We start from the raw sequence: 15,834 nt of genomic DNA, 5'->3' as shown, positions 1-15,834 counted from the left end.
GATGTGGGTCAACGGCATCACCCAGGGCCTGATGTGGCGCGCGGTGAACGAGGACGGCACCCTGACCTACTCCTTCGTCGAAGCGCTGGAAGCCAGCCACCCGGGTTTCCTGGTGCGCATGATCGGCGGTGCCTTCTTCGTGACCGGCATGCTGCTGATGGCCTACAACACCTATCGCACCGTACGTGCTGCCAAGCCGGCTGAATACGACACCGCTGCGCAGATCCCGCAAGGAGCTCACTAATGAAGCAACACGAATTAGTCGAGAAGAACATCGGCCTGCTGGCCCTGTTCATGGTGATCGCCGTGAGCATCGGTGGCCTGGTGCAGATCGTGCCGCTGTTCTTCCAGGACGTGACTAACACGCCGGTGGAAGGCATGAAGCCGCGCACCGCACTGGAACTCGAAGGCCGTGACATCTACATCCGCGAAGGCTGCGTCGGCTGCCACTCGCAGATGGTCCGTCCGTTCCGCGCCGAAACCGAGCGCTACGGCCACTACTCCGTGGCTGGCGAAAGCGTCTGGGACCACCCCTTCCTGTGGGGCTCCAAGCGTACCGGTCCGGACCTGGCCCGCGTCGGCGGCCGCTACTCCGACGACTGGCACCGCGCGCACCTCTACAACCCGCGCAACGTAGTGCCGGAATCGAAGATGCCGTCCTACCCCTGGCTGGTTGAGAACAAGCTCGACGGCAAGCACACCGCCGACAAGATGGAAGCTCTGCGCAAGCTGGGCGTGCCCTACACCGACGACGACATCGCCGGCGCCAAGGCAGCAGTCAAAGGCAAGACCGAGATGGACGCCGTCGTGGCGTACCTGCAAGGTCTGGGCACCGCTATCAAGAACAAACGGTAACGCAAGATGGATATCGGGACTCTCCGCGGCATAGGCACCTTCATTGTCTTCGTCGCCTTTATCGGCGTCGTGCTCTGGGCCTACAGCAGCAAGCGCAAAAGCAGCTTCGACGAAGCGGCCAACCTGCCCTTCGCGGATGAGCCGCCCAAATCCTCCGAGCGCGACGAGCAAGCTTCTAGGAGTGAGAAAGAATGACTTCGTTCTGGAGTTGGTATGTAACCCTGCTCACCAGCGCCACGCTGGTAGCGCTGACCTGGCTGATCTTCGCCACCCGTCGTGGCCAGCGTCAGGAAAGCACCGAAGAAACCGTCGGCCACGCATTCGACGGCATCGAGGAATATGACAACCCGCTGCCCAAGTGGTGGTTCATGCTGTTCGTCGGCACCCTGATCTTCGCCGTCGGCTACCTGGTCATGTACCCGGGCATGGGCAACTGGAAAGGCATCTTCCCCGGCTACGGCGAAGTCGCCGAAGGCAAGCCCTTCGCCAACGGCGAGAGCGGCTGGACAGGCGTGCACCAGTGGGAAAAGGAAATGGATCGCGCCGATAACGAATACGGCCCGATCTTCGCCAAGTACGCCGCCATGCCCATCGAGGAAGTGGCCCAGGACCCGAAAGCCCTGAAAATGGGCGGCCGCATGTTCGCGTCCTACTGCTCCGTCTGCCACGGCTCCGACGCCAAGGGCGCCTACGGCTTCCCGAACCTGACCGACCACGACTGGCGCTGGGGTGGCGAAGCCGCCACCATCAAGACCACCATCATGGGTGGCCGTCACGGCGTGATGCCGGCGTGGGGCGAAGTCATCGGCGACCAGGGTGTGCGCGACGTCGCCGCCTTCCTGCGTGTAACCCTGCACGGTCGCGAGCTGCCGAAGGACGTGAAGGCCGATCCGGAAGCCGGTAAAGCCATCTTCGCCGCCAACTGCGTGGCCTGCCACGGTCCGGAAGGCAAAGGCACCCCGGCCATGGGCGCACCGAACCTGACCCACCCCGCCTCCTTCATCTACGGCAGCAGCTACGCCCAGCTGCAACAGACCATCCGCTATGGTCGCCAAGGCACCATGCCCGCCCAGGAGCAAATCCTCGGCAACGACAAGGTGCACCTGCTGGCTGCCTATGTGTACAGCCTGTCGCAGAAACCTGCTGCAGAAGCTGAAACCAAGTAATACCCTCGCCTGCCATGCGCGACGCACTGTCGCACATGGCAGGCCGCTATCAGGCGTACCATATACGGCGGATAGAAAGACTCAGACCGGCAATGCACTGGTCAGAGCGCCGACAACCGCCGTGGTATGAGAACGATGAGCGAACAGATTCCCGTCAAGAACGTCACCCCTCCCCCGGCCAAGGGCGGTGAAACCACCGACCTGTACGCCAGCCGCGAAAAAATCTACACCCGAGCCTTCACCGGCCTGTTCCGCAACTTGCGGATGACCGGCGGCGCCTTCCTCTTCCTGCTTTACTTCGGCACGGTCTGGCTCAGCTGGAACGAGCGCCAGGCTGTCTGGTGGAACCTGCCCGAGCGAAAGTTCTACATCTTCGGCGCCACCTTCTGGCCCCAGGACTTCGTCCTCCTTTCCTGGCTGCTGATCATCTGCGCCTTCGGCCTGTTCTTCATCACCGTATTCGCCGGGCGCGTCTGGTGCGGCTACACCTGCCCGCAGAGCGTCTGGACCTGGATCTTCATGTGGTGCGAGAAAGTCACCGAGGGAGACCGCAACCAGCGCATGAAGCTCGACAAGGCCCCCATGAGCGGCCAGAAACTCCTGCGCAAGTCCGCCAAGCATGGCCTCTGGCTGCTGATCGGCTTCGCCACCGGCATGACCTTCGTCGGCTACTTCACTCCCATTCACGAACTGGTCATCGAATTCTTCACCGGCGCAGCCAGTGGCTGGGCCTATTTTTGGGTGGGCTTCTTCACCCTCGCCACCTATGGCAACGCCGGCTGGCTGCGCGAACAGGTGTGCATCTACATGTGCCCCTACGCGCGCTTCCAGAGCGTGATGTTCGACAAGGACACCCTGATCGTCTCCTACGATCCGCGTCGCGGTGAAACCCGTGGCCCGCGCAAGAAAACCATCGACTACAAGGCCCAGGGCCTCGGCGACTGCATCGACTGCACCATGTGCGTCCAGGTCTGCCCCACCGGCATCGACATCCGCGACGGCCTGCAGATCGAATGCATCGGCTGCGCCGCGTGCATCGACGCCTGCGACAGCATCATGGAAAAGATGAACTACCCGAAAGGGCTGATCAGCTACACCACCGAGCACAACCTCAACGGCCAGCAGACACAACTGCTGCGTCCGCGCCTGATCGGTTACGCTATCGCCCTGGTCGCCATGATCGGCCTTTTCGCCTACGCCGTGGCCATACGCTCCCTGGTGGAACTGGACGTGATCAAAGACCGCGTGCTGTTCCGCGAAAACGAGCAGGGCCGGATCGAGAACGTCTACACCCTGAAGATCATGAACAAGTCCCAGGTCGACCAGACCTTCGTCATCGACGCCGAAGGCCTTGACGGCCTGGTCTACGAAGGCAAGCGCGAAGTCCTTGCCGACGCCGGCGAAGTACTCTCGGTGCCGGTGGAGCTGTCCATCGACCCCGACCAGCTGCCGTCCAGCACCAACAAGATCCTCTTCCGCGTCCGCAGCGCGGACGATCCCAGCATCAAGACCGACGCAGATAGCCGTTTCATCGGCCCGAGCGTCCGCTAGACAACGGAAATCCCATGCAGTCCGAAACGCCCGTCAGCCCCTGGTACAAGCAGTTCTGGCCCTGGTTCATCCTCGGCATCCTCGGCACTTCGGTGGTGCTCGGCACCACCATGCTGGTGATCGCCACGCAGAACCCGCCGAGCCTCGTGTCCGACAACTATTACGAAGTCGGCAAGGGCATCAACACCTCGCTAGAGCGTGAGAACCTCGCCAGGAAGCTCGGCATGCAGGCCAGCCTGGACCTGGACGAAGCCAGCGGCCAGGTCGAGCTGGAACTGACCGGCGATAGCCGTCCGCAGCAGCTGGTGCTAAGCCTGCTCTCCCCCACCCAGCCGGAGAAGGATCGCCGGATCGTGCTGCAGCCCCAGGCCGACGGTCACTACCGCGGCCAGCTGCAGGACAGGGTCACTGGCCGCCGCTTCGTCGAGCTGATCGGCCAGGAGCAGGGCCAGGACTGGCGCCTGTTCGAAGAAGAGACCCTGGCAAAGGGTGATGTGATCCGCCTCGGCGAATAAGCGCTTCCCATGAGCGCCCCGCTTTCCTGCTATCACTGCGGCCTGCCGGTTCCAGCCGGCAGCCGTTTCGAGGCCCGCGTGCTGGGAGAGACGCGGGCCATGTGCTGTCCGGGCTGCCAAGCGGTGGCCGAGGCCATAGTCGCCGGCGGCCTGGAGAACTACTACCGCCACCGCAGCGACACCGCCGCCAACCCCGACGCCCTGCCCCGCGAGCTGCCCGATGAACTGGCGCTGTACGATCGCGCCGAAGTCCAGCAGCCCTTTGTCGAGCACCAGGGCGAACTGAGCGAGACCTGCCTGCTGATCGAAGGCATCAGCTGCGCCGCCTGCGGCTGGCTGATCGAGAAACACCTGCGCACCCTGTCGGGTGTGGCCGAGGCCAGCCTCAACCTGTCCAACCACCGCCTGCAGGTGCGTTGGGCCGACAGCCAGCTGCCGCTCAGCCACCTGCTCAAGGAGCTGCGCAAGATCGGCTACGCCGGCCACCCCTACAAGGCCGACGAAGCCGCCGAACGCCTGGCCGCCGAGAACCGCCGCGCCATGCGTCAACTGGGTGTCGCCGGCCTGCTGTGGATGCAGGTGATGATGGCCGCCATGGCCACCTGGCCGGAGTTCAACATCGACCTGTCGCCGGAGCTGGACACCATCCTGCGCTGGGTCAGCCTGTTCCTCACCACGCCCATCGTTTTCTACTGCTGCGGCCAGTTCTTCCGAGGTGCCCTGCGCGATCTGCGCACCCGTCACCTGACCATGGACGTCTCGGTCTCCCTGGCCATAGGCGGCGCCTATGTCGCCGGCATCTGGTCCACGGTCACCGGGGTCGGCGAGCTGTATTTCGACGCGGTGGGCATGTTCGCCCTCTTCCTCCTCGCCGGGCGCTATCTGGAACGCCGCGCTCGCGAGCGCACCGCCGCGGCCACGGCGCAACTGGTCAACCTGCTGCCGGCCTCCTGCCTGCGCCTGGATGCCGAGGGTCATGGCGAACGCATCCTGCTCAGCGAACTGCGGGTAGGCGACCAGGTCCTGGTGCCGCCGGGTGCATTGTTGCCCGCCGATGGCCGCATCCTCGCCGGCCAGTCCAGCGTCGACGAGTCATTGCTCACAGGCGAATACCTGCCGCACCCGCGCGGCGAGGGTGATGCCGTCACCGCGGGCACCCTGAACGTCGAAGGGCCGCTGACCGTCGCAGTCCAGGCCCTGGGCGACGATACCCGGCTTTCCGCGATAGTCCGCCTGCTGGAGCGCGCCCAGGCCGACAAGCCGCGCCTGGCCGAACTGGCCGACAAGGTCGCCCAGTGGTTCCTGCTGATCGTCCTTGGCGCCGCTGCCATCGTCGGCCTCGTCTGGTGGCAGATCGATCCGGACCGAGCCTTCTGGGTCGTGCTCTCGCTGCTGGTGGCTACCTGCCCCTGCGCCCTCGCCCTGGCCACCCCCACGGCCCTGACCACCGCAACCGGCAGCCTGCACAAGCTCGGCCTGCTGCTGACCCGTGGACACGTGCTGGAAGGCCTGAACCAGATCGACACGGTGATCTTCGACAAGACCGGCACCCTCACCGAAGGCCGCCTGACCCTGAACGCCATCCACCCGCTGGCCGAGCTCGACCGCGACGCCTGCCTGGCCCTGGCCGCTGCCCTCGAGAACCGCTCCGAACACCCCATTGCCCGCGCCTTTGGCCGCGCGCCACAGGCCGCCGAACAGGTGGACAGCATTCCCGGCCGCGGCCTCGAAGGACGGGTCGGTTCGCGCCGCCTGCGCATCGGCCAGCCCGATTTCGTCGCCGAACTCGGCAGCCAGCCGGCGCCGGCCATTCCCGGCGACCAGGGCCAATGGCTGCTGCTGGGCGACGAGCAGGGGCCGCTGGCCTGGATCGTCCTCGACGACCGCCTACGGGAGGATGCCTCCGCCCTGCTCGATGCCTGCCGCTCACGCGGCTGGAAGCTGCTGCTGCTCTCCGGTGACAGCTCGCCCATGGTCGCCGGCATCGCCCGCGAACTGGGCATCCTGGACGCCCGTGGCGGCCTCACCCCGGATGCCAAGCTGGAAGTGCTGCGCCAGCTCCACCAGGAGGGACACAAGGTGCTGATGCTGGGTGACGGGGTCAACGACGTGCCGGTACTGGCCGGCGCCGACATCAGCGTCGCCATGGGCAGCGCTACGGACCTCGCCAAGACCAGCGCCGACGCGGTGCTTTTATCCAACCGCCTGGACAGCCTGGTGCAGGCCTTCGCCCTGGCCCGCCGGACCCGCCGCATCATCGTCGAGAACCTGGCCTGGGCGACCCTGTACAATGGCCTGGTGCTGCCCTTCGCCGCCTTGGGCTGGATCACCCCTCTCTGGGCGGCGTTCGGCATGTCGGTCAGTTCGCTGCTGGTGGTGGTCAACGCCCTGCGCCTGGCCCGCACCTGACCCACGCAACTGTTATCGGAGCCCCTGATGCCAGCGCTTTACATACTGATCCCGGTCGCCATCGGCCTGGTCGGTTTTGCCATCTGGCTGTTCTTCTGGGCCGTGGACAGTGGCCAGTACGACGACCTCGACGGCCCGGCCCACAGCATCCTCTTCGACGACGAGGATCCCAAACACCAGGCCGGCATAGCCGAAGCCGAGGGCAGCGACAAGGACAAACAGGACGAGCAGGACAAGCCCCGTGGCTGAACTCGCGCCCCTGCTCCTTTCCGCCCTCATCCTCGGCCTGCTCGGCGGTGGCCACTGCCTGGGCATGTGCGGCGGCCTGATGGGCGCCTTGACCCTGGCGATCCCCCCCGAACAGCGCGCCCGCCGCATGCGCTTGTTGCTGGCCTACAACCTCGGCCGCATCCTCAGCTACGCCCTGGCCGGCCTGCTCATCGGCCTCGCTGGCTGGGCCATCGCCAGCAGCCCGGCGGCCATGGCCCTGCGCGTGGTGGCGGCGCTGCTGCTGATCTGCATGGGGCTCTACCTGGCCGGCTGGTGGAGCGGCCTGACCCGGATCGAAGCCCTGGGCCAGGGCCTCTGGCGCCACATCCAGCCGATGGCGCGCAAGCTGCTGCCGGTTTCCAGCCTGCCCCGCGCGCTGCTCCTCGGCGGGCTCTGGGGGTGGCTGCCTTGCGGCCTGGTCTACAGCACCCTGCTCTGGTCCGCGAGCCAGGGCTCGGCCGGCGACAGCGCGCTGCTGATGCTGGCCTTCGGCGTAGGTACCTTGCCGGTCCTGGTCGCCACGGGCCTGGCCGCGGAGCGCCTGACCGCCCTGCTGCGCAAGCGCGGCGTGCGCATCGCCGGCGGCCTGCTGGTGATTCTATTCGGCCTCTGGACCCTTCCCGGCCCGCACCAGGCCTGGCTGATGGGCCATGGCGGCCACACTGCCGCCAGCAGTGAGCACCAGCACAGCCATTGAACGGCTTGATACAAATCAAGATGGCCCTGGCGGGCGCCCCATAGACTCCCCGGTACTGACAACCGAACTGGGGACTCCCGCATGCTCGACAACATTCGCTGGGACGCGGACCTGATCCGCCGCTACGACACCCCAGGCCCACGCTATACCTCCTACCCCACCGCAGTGCAGTTCGACCACCGGGTGGGGTCCTTCGACCTGCTCCATGCCCTGCGCGACAGTCACAAGGCCAGGCGTCCGCTGTCGCTTTACGTCCATGTGCCCTTCTGCGCGAACATCTGCTACTACTGCGCCTGCAACAAGGTCATCACCAAGGACCGCGGCCGCGCCCTGCCCTACCTTGAACGCCTGGAACGGGAGATCGAGCTGATTGCCTGCCACCTCGACCCGCAGCAGAAGGTCGAACAATTGCATTTCGGCGGCGGCACTCCGACCTTCCTCAGCCACGATGAACTGCGCCGGCTCATGGGCCACCTGCGCACGCACTTCAATCTGCTGGATGACGACTCGGGCGATTACGGCATCGAGATCGACCCGCGCGAGGCCGACTGGTCGACCATGGGTCTGCTCCGCGACCTGGGCTTCAATCGCGTCAGCCTCGGCGTGCAGGACCTGGACCCAGCCGTGCAGCGCGCGGTCAACCGCCTGCAGAGCCTGGAAGAGACGCGTGCCATAGTCGAAGCCGCGCGTACCCTGCAGTATCGCTCGCTGAACCTCGACCTGATCTACGGCCTGCCCAAGCAGACCCCGGAGAGCTTCGCCCGCACCGTGGACGAGGTGATCGCGCTGCAACCGGACCGGCTTTCGGTCTTCAACTACGCCCACCTGCCGGAACGCTTCCTGCCGCAGCGGCGCATTCGCAACGAAGACCTGCCCAGCCCCGGACAGAAGCTGGACATGCTCCAGCGCAGCATCGAACAGATGAGCGCCGCCGGCTATCGCTACATCGGCATGGACCACTTCGCCCTGCCTGACGACGAACTGGCCGTCGCCCAGGAAGACGGCCGCCTGCAGCGCAACTTCCAGGGCTACACCACCCACGGCCATTGCGACCTGATCGGCCTCGGGGTATCGGCCATCAGCCAGATCGGCGACCTCTACTGCCAGAACAACGTCCAGTTGAACGACTACCAGCTCGCCCTGGAACAGGGGCAGCTGGCCACCTGCCGCGGCCTCGTCTGCAATGACGACGACCGCATCCGGCGGACGGTGATCCAGCAACTGATCTGCGAGTTCGAGCTGGATTTCGAGCGCATCGAGGCCGGCTTCAACATCGAGTTTCGTGGCTATTTCGCCGACATCTGGCCGCAACTGGAGCAAATGGCCAGGGATCGCCTGATCGACCTCAGCGCCAGTCGCATCGACGTGCTGCCCGCCGGGCGCCTACTGGTACGCTCCCTGTGCATGCTCTTCGACCACTACCTGGCCGGGCAGAACCAGCAGCGCTTCTCCCGGGTGATCTGAGGCCGGCCCGGGCGGGACCCAAACGGTTGCCCGGTCGGCGCCCGCCGGTCCTCCGACCCGCCGTGCGACCTCACGCCACACCGTCCCCGCGACAGGCAAGGCGGGCCGTTGATGTCCGGGCGCAATGCAGAGCTGTGCCGGGCTGAAATCCGTACGATCAAGGGCTGTCAGCGGCCAATCCTGATCGAAGGGTCAGGGAGGCTTTTTCTGGCTGTTGCCTACACCCTGCGTTAACCTTACGCCCATTGTGTGTTTGCCTCGCAAGGAAGAGCCCATGTCCGAGATCATCAAGGTGCGCAACGTCCCTCAGGCCCACTGCAAGGATTGCAGCCTGGCCGCGCTCTGCCTGCCCCTGTCGCTGAATATGGAGGACATGGACGCGCTGGACGAGATCGTCAAGCGCGGCCGTCCCCTGAAGAAGGGTGAACTCCTGTTCCGCCAGGGTGATGCCTTCGGCTCGGTTTTCGCTGTGCGCTCCGGCGCCCTCAAGACCTTCACCGTCACCGACACCGGTGAAGAACAGATCACCGGCTTCCACCTGCCCAGCGAGCTGGTGGGCCTCTCCGGCATGGACACTGAGCTCTACCCGGTATCCGCCCAGGCCCTGGAAACCACCTCGGTGTGCGAGATCCCCTTCGAGCGCCTGGACGAGCTCTCGGTCCAGCTGCCGCAACTGCGCCGCCAACTGCTGCGCGTCATGAGCCGGGAAATCCGCGACGACCAGCAGATGATGCTGCTGCTCTCCAAGAAGACCGCCGACGAGCGAATCGCCACCTTCCTGGTCAACCTCTCGGCGCGCTTCCGTGCTCGCGGCTTCTCGGCCAACCAGTTCCGCCTGGCGATGTCGCGCAACGAGATCGGCAACTACCTGGGCCTGGCGGTGGAAACCGTGTCCCGGGTCTTCACCCGTTTCCAGCAGAGCCAGCTGATCGCCGCCGAAGGCAAGGAAGTGCACATCCTCGACCCCATCGAACTCTGCGCCATGGCCGGCGGCAGTATCGAAGGCTGACCCCCGCGGACCTGCCACCCTGGCGGGCCCGCCTGTCCCACCCTGACCGACCCTTCAGGCATCGACGATGATCTTCGACGAATTCTCCATCAAATCCCTGATCCGCCCCGTGCCGGACTTTCCCAAACCCGGCGTGGTGTTCCGCGACATCACCCCCCTGTTCCAGTCGCCACGGGCCCTGCGCATGGTCGCCGACAGTTTCATCCAGCGTTACGTCGAAGCAGACTTCAGCCACATTGGCGCCATGGACGCCCGCGGCTTTCTGATCGGCTCGATCATCGCCTACGAACTCAACAAACCCCTGGTGCTGTTCCGCAAGCAGGGCAAGCTGCCGGCCGAGGTGCTCGCCGAGCCCTACCAGACCGAGTACGGCGAAGCCTTCCTCGAAGTGCACAGCGACAGCCTGTGCGATGGCGACAAGGTGCTGATCTTCGATGACCTGATCGCCACCGGCGGTACCCTGCTGGCCGCCACCCGCCTGGTCCGACGCATGGGCGCCAGCGTGTTCGAGGCCGCCGCCATCATCGACTTGCCGGAACTGGGCGGCTCCGAGCGCCTGGCAGAAGCCGGCATCGCCAGCTTCTGCCTGACCGCCTTCGCCCTCGACGAGCGCTGAACGCCCTGCGGGTCCGCAGTTGCGGACCCGCCCCAACCGAAGCACGGCCCGCCCCGGCGGGTTACACCCCCTTCGGCCGACGTTACCCCTCTCCCCACCGCGCACAGCGATCTCCCGCCGAAAGTTGGCGCCCGGGCCCTCGCGCCCGCCTGCTCGATCCTCAATAGTTACATCGACTGATGGCACGGTCGCCCGTGTCACCGATGACAACAACGGACGGCTCCCCGAGCCCGAGAGGATCCCGCATGACCATCACCGCCACCGCCACCCAGCCCAAGGCCGCCTTCCCGGTTCGCCGCATGGACTTCAGTTTCGCGTCGACCCAGAAGTACTGGTGGAGCGGCGACCCCTTCATGACCCACTTCATGAACAACCTCTCGTCGCTCTTCCCCTATGGCGAGAAGTTCTTCGTCGACAGCGTGCGCGCCGTGCGCGACCAGGTCAGCGACCCGCAGCTGCAGAAGGACATCAGTGCCTTCATCGGCCAGGAAGCCATGCATTCCAAGGAGCACGCCACCTACAACGATTACGCCGCCGAGCACGGCATCGACCTGGAGCGCCTGGAACTTCGCATCAAGGTGTTGCTGGAATGGGTGACCCGCCTCACCAGCCGCAAGCAGCGCCTGGCCGCCACCTGCGCCCTGGAGCACTTCACCGCGACCATGGCCGAGCAGTTGCTGCGCCGCGAGGACATCAATACCCAGATGGACGACCCGAAGATGTACAAGCTGTGGATGTGGCACGCCATCGAGGAGAACGAGCACAAGGCGGTCTGCTATGACGCCTACAACGCCATCGGCGGTGGCTACCTGATTCGCACCGTCACCATGGCCCTCACCACCTTCCTGTTCTTCGGCGTGATCATCGGCTTCCAGGTCCACCTGATGCGCAAGGACGGCCAGCTGTTCAACTGGCGCAGCTGGGCGCACGGGCTCAAGACCCTGCTCGGCCCGCGCAACGGCTACTTCCCGAAGATGATCAGGCCCTACCTGGACTACTACCGCCCAGGCTTCCACCCCTTCGACCACGAGACCAAGGCGCTGGAGAAGCGCTGGAAGGAACGGTTGGGCTTCACTGGCTGACCGCCCCAGACGGAAATCAGGGCTGAACAAGATCTGTAGGGGAGGCTTCAATCGCCAGGCGGGCCGCAGGTCCGCCCTGAGGCGCTCAAGGTGGCAACGTCGTTGCCCTTGGCGAGTGAATTCGCCCCTACAGGAAAACGATGCCCAGCCTCATCCCGGCAAACGCTTCACCCTTCCTCGAAGTATTCCGCGAAGAACCCATCCAGCTCTCCCTCGTAGCTGTCCAGCGAGTACAGGGTATCGGCCGCCAGCAGGTCCAGCAGGATCAGCCCATTCAGGCTGGAGTCCTCCTCGGCGGCGGCGCGCAGGCGCGCGGCCATGCCCAGGTTGACCAGGCGCAGGTTGCGGTACAGCTCGCGCAGGCCGTCCATCTCCCAGTCCGGCTCCAGGCCGCGCTCCTGGCGCAGGTGCTGCCCCAGCAGGTAGGTACCGAGGGAGCGGTAGAGGGTCTCTGCCGAGGTGCTGAAGGGCCAGTGGAACCAGGCCATGGCCCGCAGCATCCGGGTATGGGGGCAGCCGCTGGTGGCCCCAAGCAGCCCCAGCAACGACCCCAAGGCCCGCTGCAAGGTGGTCTGCTGGCGGATTTCCCGGCCCCGCCAGAACACGTTCACCAAGACCTGTTCGTAAGACGGCGAGCGCGCCAGCACCGCCACCGGCCGCACCAGCGCGCGGGCAAAGGGGCAGTCCCGCACGTCGGCTGCCTTCAATGGGCAGTGTTCGCATTGCTGGAACTCCAGCCGCGCCCACTCCGGCCCGTTCTCCGTGCCTGTTGCCGGCACCGGCTCCGCAACGTCCACCTCATGGACCCAGAGGCGGCCATCAGGGAAGCGGAATTCGTAGCGGACCGGCATTTCCGCCCTTTGTTCGTGCCCCATGGTCTACCCTGACCTCCTGTGAAAGGGAATTTTCGACAGCGACCCAGGCGGCTTTCGACAATATTCGGACGCCTGAAATCTGACATACACTTCGTACAACAGAGTAGGACAAACAGCGGCATTCAACCCTGCCACTCCTCCCATAGCGAAAAAAGCGGGCGAAATCATGGATAGAAGCCCTTTGGACCTTGCCGGGGCCCTGGTCGAAGACATCGAGGTGGGCGTCATCATCCTCGACCAGGATCTGCGCATCCTTCACTGGAACGCCTTCATCAGCCGACGCAGCGGCAAGGCCCTGGGGCCGGCGCTGCGGCAACCCCTCACCAGCGTGTTCCCGGAGGCGGACACGCCGCTGCTCGGCCAGATGCTGGCCAAGGCCCGCGACCAGGGCCTGCACGCCTACACCCACTGGCGCGAAGACCCTTACCTGATCCAGCTGCCCTACAGCCCCGAAGGCCGAGTGGCGCCGTTGCGCCTGCAGAGCACCTTGCTGTTCCCCTTCGACTGCCGTGGCGAGCGCTGCTTCGGCCTGCTGCTCTACGACACCACGGATTTTGCCCGCTCCAATGAGCAACTGGCGGCGGCCCTGAACGCCCTGGGCAGCAAGCAGCTGGAACAGGAACAGCTGATCCACAAGCTGGAGAAAGCCAACGCCCAATTGCTGCAATCGGAAAAGCTCGCCGCCATCGGCCAGTTGGCCGCGGGCGTTGCCCACGAGATCAACAATCCCATCGGCTACGTCTTCTCCAACCTCAAGACGCTCACCGGCTACGTCAACGACCTGCTGCGCATCGTCGATGCGGTGGAGGGCGTCGGCAGCCTGGAGGAGCTGCAGCAGCTCAAGCGCAGCCTGGAGTACGACTACATCCGCAACGATGTCGAGGCGCTGATCCACGAATCCGAGGACGGCATCGAACGGGTCAAGAAGATCATCACGGCCCTCAAGGACTTCTCCCATATCGAGGAAGAGGCGTTCCGCGCCGTTGACCTCCACAAGGGCTTCGACAGCACCCTGAACCTCGTCAACAACGAGCTCAAGTACAAGGCCGAGGTGGTGCGCGAGTACGGCGAGCTGCCCCAGGTGGAGTGCATTCCCTCGCAGATCAACCAGGTGGTGATGAACCTGTTGATCAATGCCGCTCACGCCATCGAGAGCTTCGGCCGCATCACCCTGCGCAGCGGCCATGACGGCGGCTGGGTCTGGCTGGAGGTGGAAGACAACGGCAAGGGCATAGACCCGGCCATTCTCCACCGCATCTACGAACCCTTCTTCACCACCAAGCCCGTGGGCAAGGGCACCGGCCTCGGCCTGGCGCTCTCCTACAACATCGTGCAGAAGCACAACGGGCGCATCGAAGTCTCCAGCCATCCGGGTCAGGGCACCCGTTTCCGCGTCTGGCTGCCCGAGCGCCAGCCCCTGCCCGGCGAGGTATCGACGTGAGCGAAGCCGCCAGCCGCCCCACCCTGCTGCTGGTGGATGACGAGGAATACGTCATCAGCGCCCTGCGCCGGGTCCTGCGCAGCGAACCCTACGAACTGCTGAACGCGTCCAGTGGCGCCGACGCCCTGGCGCTGCTGGCCGAGCGCGAAGTCGACCTGGTGGTTTCCGACGCCCGCATGCCCGGCATGGACGGCCCCTCCCTGCTGGCCGAGGTCCAGCAACGCCGGCCCGGCACCCTGCGCATCCTGCTGACCGGCGCCACCGACCTGGACACCAGCATCCGTGCCATCAACCAGGGACAGATCTACCGCTACCTGAGCAAGCCCTGGAACGACGATGAACTGCGTGTCACCCTGCGTCAGGCCCTTGCCCACCAGCATGCCGAACGCGAGCACCAGCGCCTGGAACGCCTGACCCTGGAGCAGAACCGGCGCCTGCAGGAGCTCAATGCCAGCCTGGAAGAACGGGTTCGCGCCCGCACCGCCGAGCTGCAGCAGACGGCCGACATGCTCGATCTGGCCTACGGCGACTTGCGGCACAGCTACGTGACCGCCACCGAGGTCTTCTCCGCCCTGCTCAACCAACGCCTGCCGCGGGACAGGCAGGGCAACGCCCAGGTCATCGCCCTGGTGCGCGCCTACGCCGCCGAACACCGGCTGCCGGAAACCGACAGCCGCGACCTGGCCATGGCTGCAGCCCTCTACAACCTCGGCAAGCTGACCTGGAACGACCACCTGCTGAACCGCCCCAGCGACCTGCTGCACCGCGAGGAGCGCGAGCGCTACTGCTGCTATCCGGCCCAGGGCGAAAGCCTGCTGATGGCTCTGGAACCGCTGCACGACGCAGGCCGCTTGATCCGCCACCATCAGGAACGCTGGAACGGCACCGGCTTTCCCGACCAGTTGCGCGGTGAAGAGATCCCCTTCGGCGCGCGCCTGCTCAAGCTCGCGGTGGACTTCGTTGAGCTGCAGTGCGGCCTGGTGCTGCAGCGTCCCCTGCCACGCGCGGACGCCCTGCAGTTCCTCGCGCGCTATGCCGGACGCCTCTACGACCCCACGCTCTGCGAGGCCTTCATCGACCTCTGCACCCGGCAGGAACCGGACTTGCAGGACGCCGCCCCCGGCGTCATGGCGGTCGACACCCGCCGCCTGGAGCCGGGCATGATCCTGGTGCGCAACCTCCAGGCCGACAGCGGCATGCTCCTGCTCAATGCCGGCAAGCAGCTCAGCCGCACCCTGATCGACAAACTGATCGCCTTCGAGGCCAGCGAAGGCGCGCGCTACACACTCCATGTCCGCCAGCCCGAGGCTGCCGCGGGCCCGGCCAAGGAGCAGTCCTGATGATCAAGATCCAACTGGTGGACGACGAGCCCAACATCCTCGCGGCCCTGCAGCGCCAACTACGCCCCCGGGGCTGGACCCTGCACGCATTCCACGACCCGCAGGCGGCGCTGGAGGCGCTGATCGAGCATCGCTACGCGGCGATCATCTGCGACCTCAACATGCCCCAGCTGGATGGCCTGACCTACCTGCAGTTCGCCCGCCAGCGCCAGCCCGACGCGCTGCGCCTGCTGCTCAGCGCCCACGGCGACCGAGCCACCCTGATGCAGGCGATCAACCGCGCCGAAATCTATCGTTTTCTCTCCAAGCCCTGGGAGAACTACGAAATCGAAAGCGCCCTGGAGGCCGCCATCGACCTCTACCAGCTGCGCGAGGAAAACCAGTCCCTGCTGCAGCAGGTGCGTGGTCAGCAGGATGCCCTCGAACGCCAGCGCCGCGAGTTGCTTCGCCTGGAGAGCGAGCACCCCGGTCTGACCCGGGTACGCCGCGACAGCGACGGCGCCGTGCTGCTGGAGGGCTACGACCTGGACGAATGATCCCGCTC

Annotated in this window: 16 protein-coding genes and 1 pseudogene; 16 read left to right on the top strand and 1 reads right to left on the bottom strand. The window is 65.6% G+C overall.

The features are described from left to right. The 13 genes and pseudogenes from E8F12_RS05205 to E8F12_RS05145 form a co-directional block, all read left to right on the top strand. Positions 1 to 244 (top strand): annotated as a pseudogene (locus E8F12_RS05205) (cytochrome C oxidase Cbb3); the annotation flags it as partial. Continuing rightward, the gene (gene ccoO / locus E8F12_RS05200; RefSeq protein WP_280287747.1) at positions 244 to 855 is read left to right on the top strand and encodes a cytochrome-c oxidase, cbb3-type subunit II; all 612 of its coding nucleotides are present in this window, start codon (positions 244 to 246) and stop codon (positions 853 to 855) included. The pseudogene E8F12_RS05205 and the gene ccoO, both read left to right, overlap by 1 nt. Before the next feature lie 6 nt (positions 856 to 861). After that, entirely contained in the window at positions 862 to 1,050 is a 189-nt protein-coding gene (locus E8F12_RS05195) for a cbb3-type cytochrome c oxidase subunit 3 (protein ID WP_280287746.1), read from the top strand. Further along, positions 1,047 to 2,021: a cytochrome-c oxidase, cbb3-type subunit III gene (ccoP, locus tag E8F12_RS05190; RefSeq protein ID WP_280324222.1), complete on the top strand. Its 975-nt coding sequence runs from the start codon at positions 1,047 to 1,049 to the stop codon at positions 2,019 to 2,021. Before E8F12_RS05195 ends, ccoP begins: the two co-directional genes overlap by 4 nt. A 135-nt stretch (positions 2,022 to 2,156) precedes the next feature. Then, on the top strand, positions 2,157 to 3,572 hold the full coding sequence (ccoG, locus tag E8F12_RS05185; protein WP_280324221.1) for a cytochrome c oxidase accessory protein CcoG: 1,416 nt from the start codon (positions 2,157 to 2,159) through the stop codon (positions 3,570 to 3,572). A gap of 14 nt (positions 3,573 to 3,586) precedes the next feature. Continuing rightward, positions 3,587 to 4,087 carry a FixH family protein gene (locus tag E8F12_RS05180; protein ID WP_280324220.1) on the top strand — a complete coding sequence of 167 codons (501 nt, stop codon included), beginning with the start codon at positions 3,587 to 3,589 and terminating at the stop codon, positions 4,085 to 4,087. Positions 4,088 to 4,096: 9 nt separating this feature from the next. Beyond that, on the top strand, positions 4,097 to 6,496 hold the full coding sequence (locus E8F12_RS05175; protein WP_280324219.1) for a heavy metal translocating P-type ATPase: 2,400 nt from the start codon (positions 4,097 to 4,099) through the stop codon (positions 6,494 to 6,496). 27 nt (positions 6,497 to 6,523) lie between these two features. Further along, entirely contained in the window at positions 6,524 to 6,745 is a 222-nt protein-coding gene (gene ccoS / locus E8F12_RS05170) for a cbb3-type cytochrome oxidase assembly protein CcoS (protein ID WP_280287741.1), read from the top strand. Next, positions 6,738 to 7,463: a sulfite exporter TauE/SafE family protein gene (locus E8F12_RS05165; RefSeq protein WP_280324218.1), complete on the top strand. Its 726-nt coding sequence runs from the start codon at positions 6,738 to 6,740 to the stop codon at positions 7,461 to 7,463. The genes ccoS and E8F12_RS05165 overlap by 8 nt, the downstream gene beginning before the upstream one ends. 81 nt (positions 7,464 to 7,544) lie before the next feature. Beyond that, the gene (gene hemN, locus E8F12_RS05160; protein WP_280324217.1) at positions 7,545 to 8,927 is read left to right on the top strand and encodes an oxygen-independent coproporphyrinogen III oxidase; all 1,383 of its coding nucleotides are present in this window, start codon (positions 7,545 to 7,547) and stop codon (positions 8,925 to 8,927) included. Positions 8,928 to 9,201: 274 nt separating this feature from the next. Then, positions 9,202 to 9,936: a fumarate/nitrate reduction transcriptional regulator Fnr gene (fnr, locus tag E8F12_RS05155; RefSeq protein WP_280324216.1), complete on the top strand. Its 735-nt coding sequence runs from the start codon at positions 9,202 to 9,204 to the stop codon at positions 9,934 to 9,936. A gap of 67 nt (positions 9,937 to 10,003) precedes the next feature. Continuing rightward, positions 10,004 to 10,552 carry an adenine phosphoribosyltransferase gene (locus E8F12_RS05150; protein WP_280324215.1) on the top strand — a complete coding sequence of 183 codons (549 nt, stop codon included), beginning with the start codon at positions 10,004 to 10,006 and terminating at the stop codon, positions 10,550 to 10,552. Positions 10,553 to 10,797: 245 nt separating this feature from the next. Then, positions 10,798 to 11,634, top strand: coding sequence for a metal-dependent hydrolase (locus tag E8F12_RS05145; RefSeq protein ID WP_280324214.1), 837 nt, complete (start codon positions 10,798 to 10,800; stop codon positions 11,632 to 11,634). A gap of 167 nt (positions 11,635 to 11,801) precedes the next feature. On the opposite strand, the gene E8F12_RS05140 is transcribed toward E8F12_RS05145, so the two are convergent. Beyond that, complete coding sequence (locus E8F12_RS05140) at positions 11,802 to 12,509, bottom strand: hypothetical protein (protein WP_280324213.1); 708 nt, start codon at positions 12,507 to 12,509, stop codon at positions 11,802 to 11,804. A 166-nt stretch (positions 12,510 to 12,675) separates the two neighbouring features. Here E8F12_RS05140 and E8F12_RS05135 point away from each other — a divergent pair, with 166 nt between their 5' ends. Genes E8F12_RS05135 through E8F12_RS05125 form a run of 3 tightly spaced genes read left to right on the top strand, consistent with a single transcriptional unit; the run spans position 12,676 to position 15,826 of the window. Continuing rightward, the gene (locus E8F12_RS05135) at positions 12,676 to 13,950 is read left to right on the top strand and encodes an ATP-binding protein (RefSeq protein ID WP_280324212.1); all 1,275 of its coding nucleotides are present in this window, start codon (positions 12,676 to 12,678) and stop codon (positions 13,948 to 13,950) included. Then, positions 13,947 to 15,290, top strand: a complete 1,344-nt coding sequence (locus tag E8F12_RS05130; RefSeq protein ID WP_280324211.1) for an HD domain-containing phosphohydrolase — start codon at positions 13,947 to 13,949, stop codon at positions 15,288 to 15,290. Before E8F12_RS05135 ends, E8F12_RS05130 begins: the two co-directional genes overlap by 4 nt. Beyond that, positions 15,290 to 15,826, top strand: coding sequence for a response regulator (locus E8F12_RS05125; protein WP_280324210.1), 537 nt, complete (start codon positions 15,290 to 15,292; stop codon positions 15,824 to 15,826). Before E8F12_RS05130 ends, E8F12_RS05125 begins: the two co-directional genes overlap by 1 nt. Positions 15,827 to 15,834 lie beyond the last annotated feature (8 nt).

It is taken from the genome of Pseudomonas sp. BN102 (genome assembly GCF_029871245.1).
Classification (GTDB): domain Bacteria; phylum Pseudomonadota; class Gammaproteobacteria; order Pseudomonadales; family Pseudomonadaceae; genus Metapseudomonas.
This window is presented reverse-complemented; position numbering and strand designations above follow the sequence as displayed.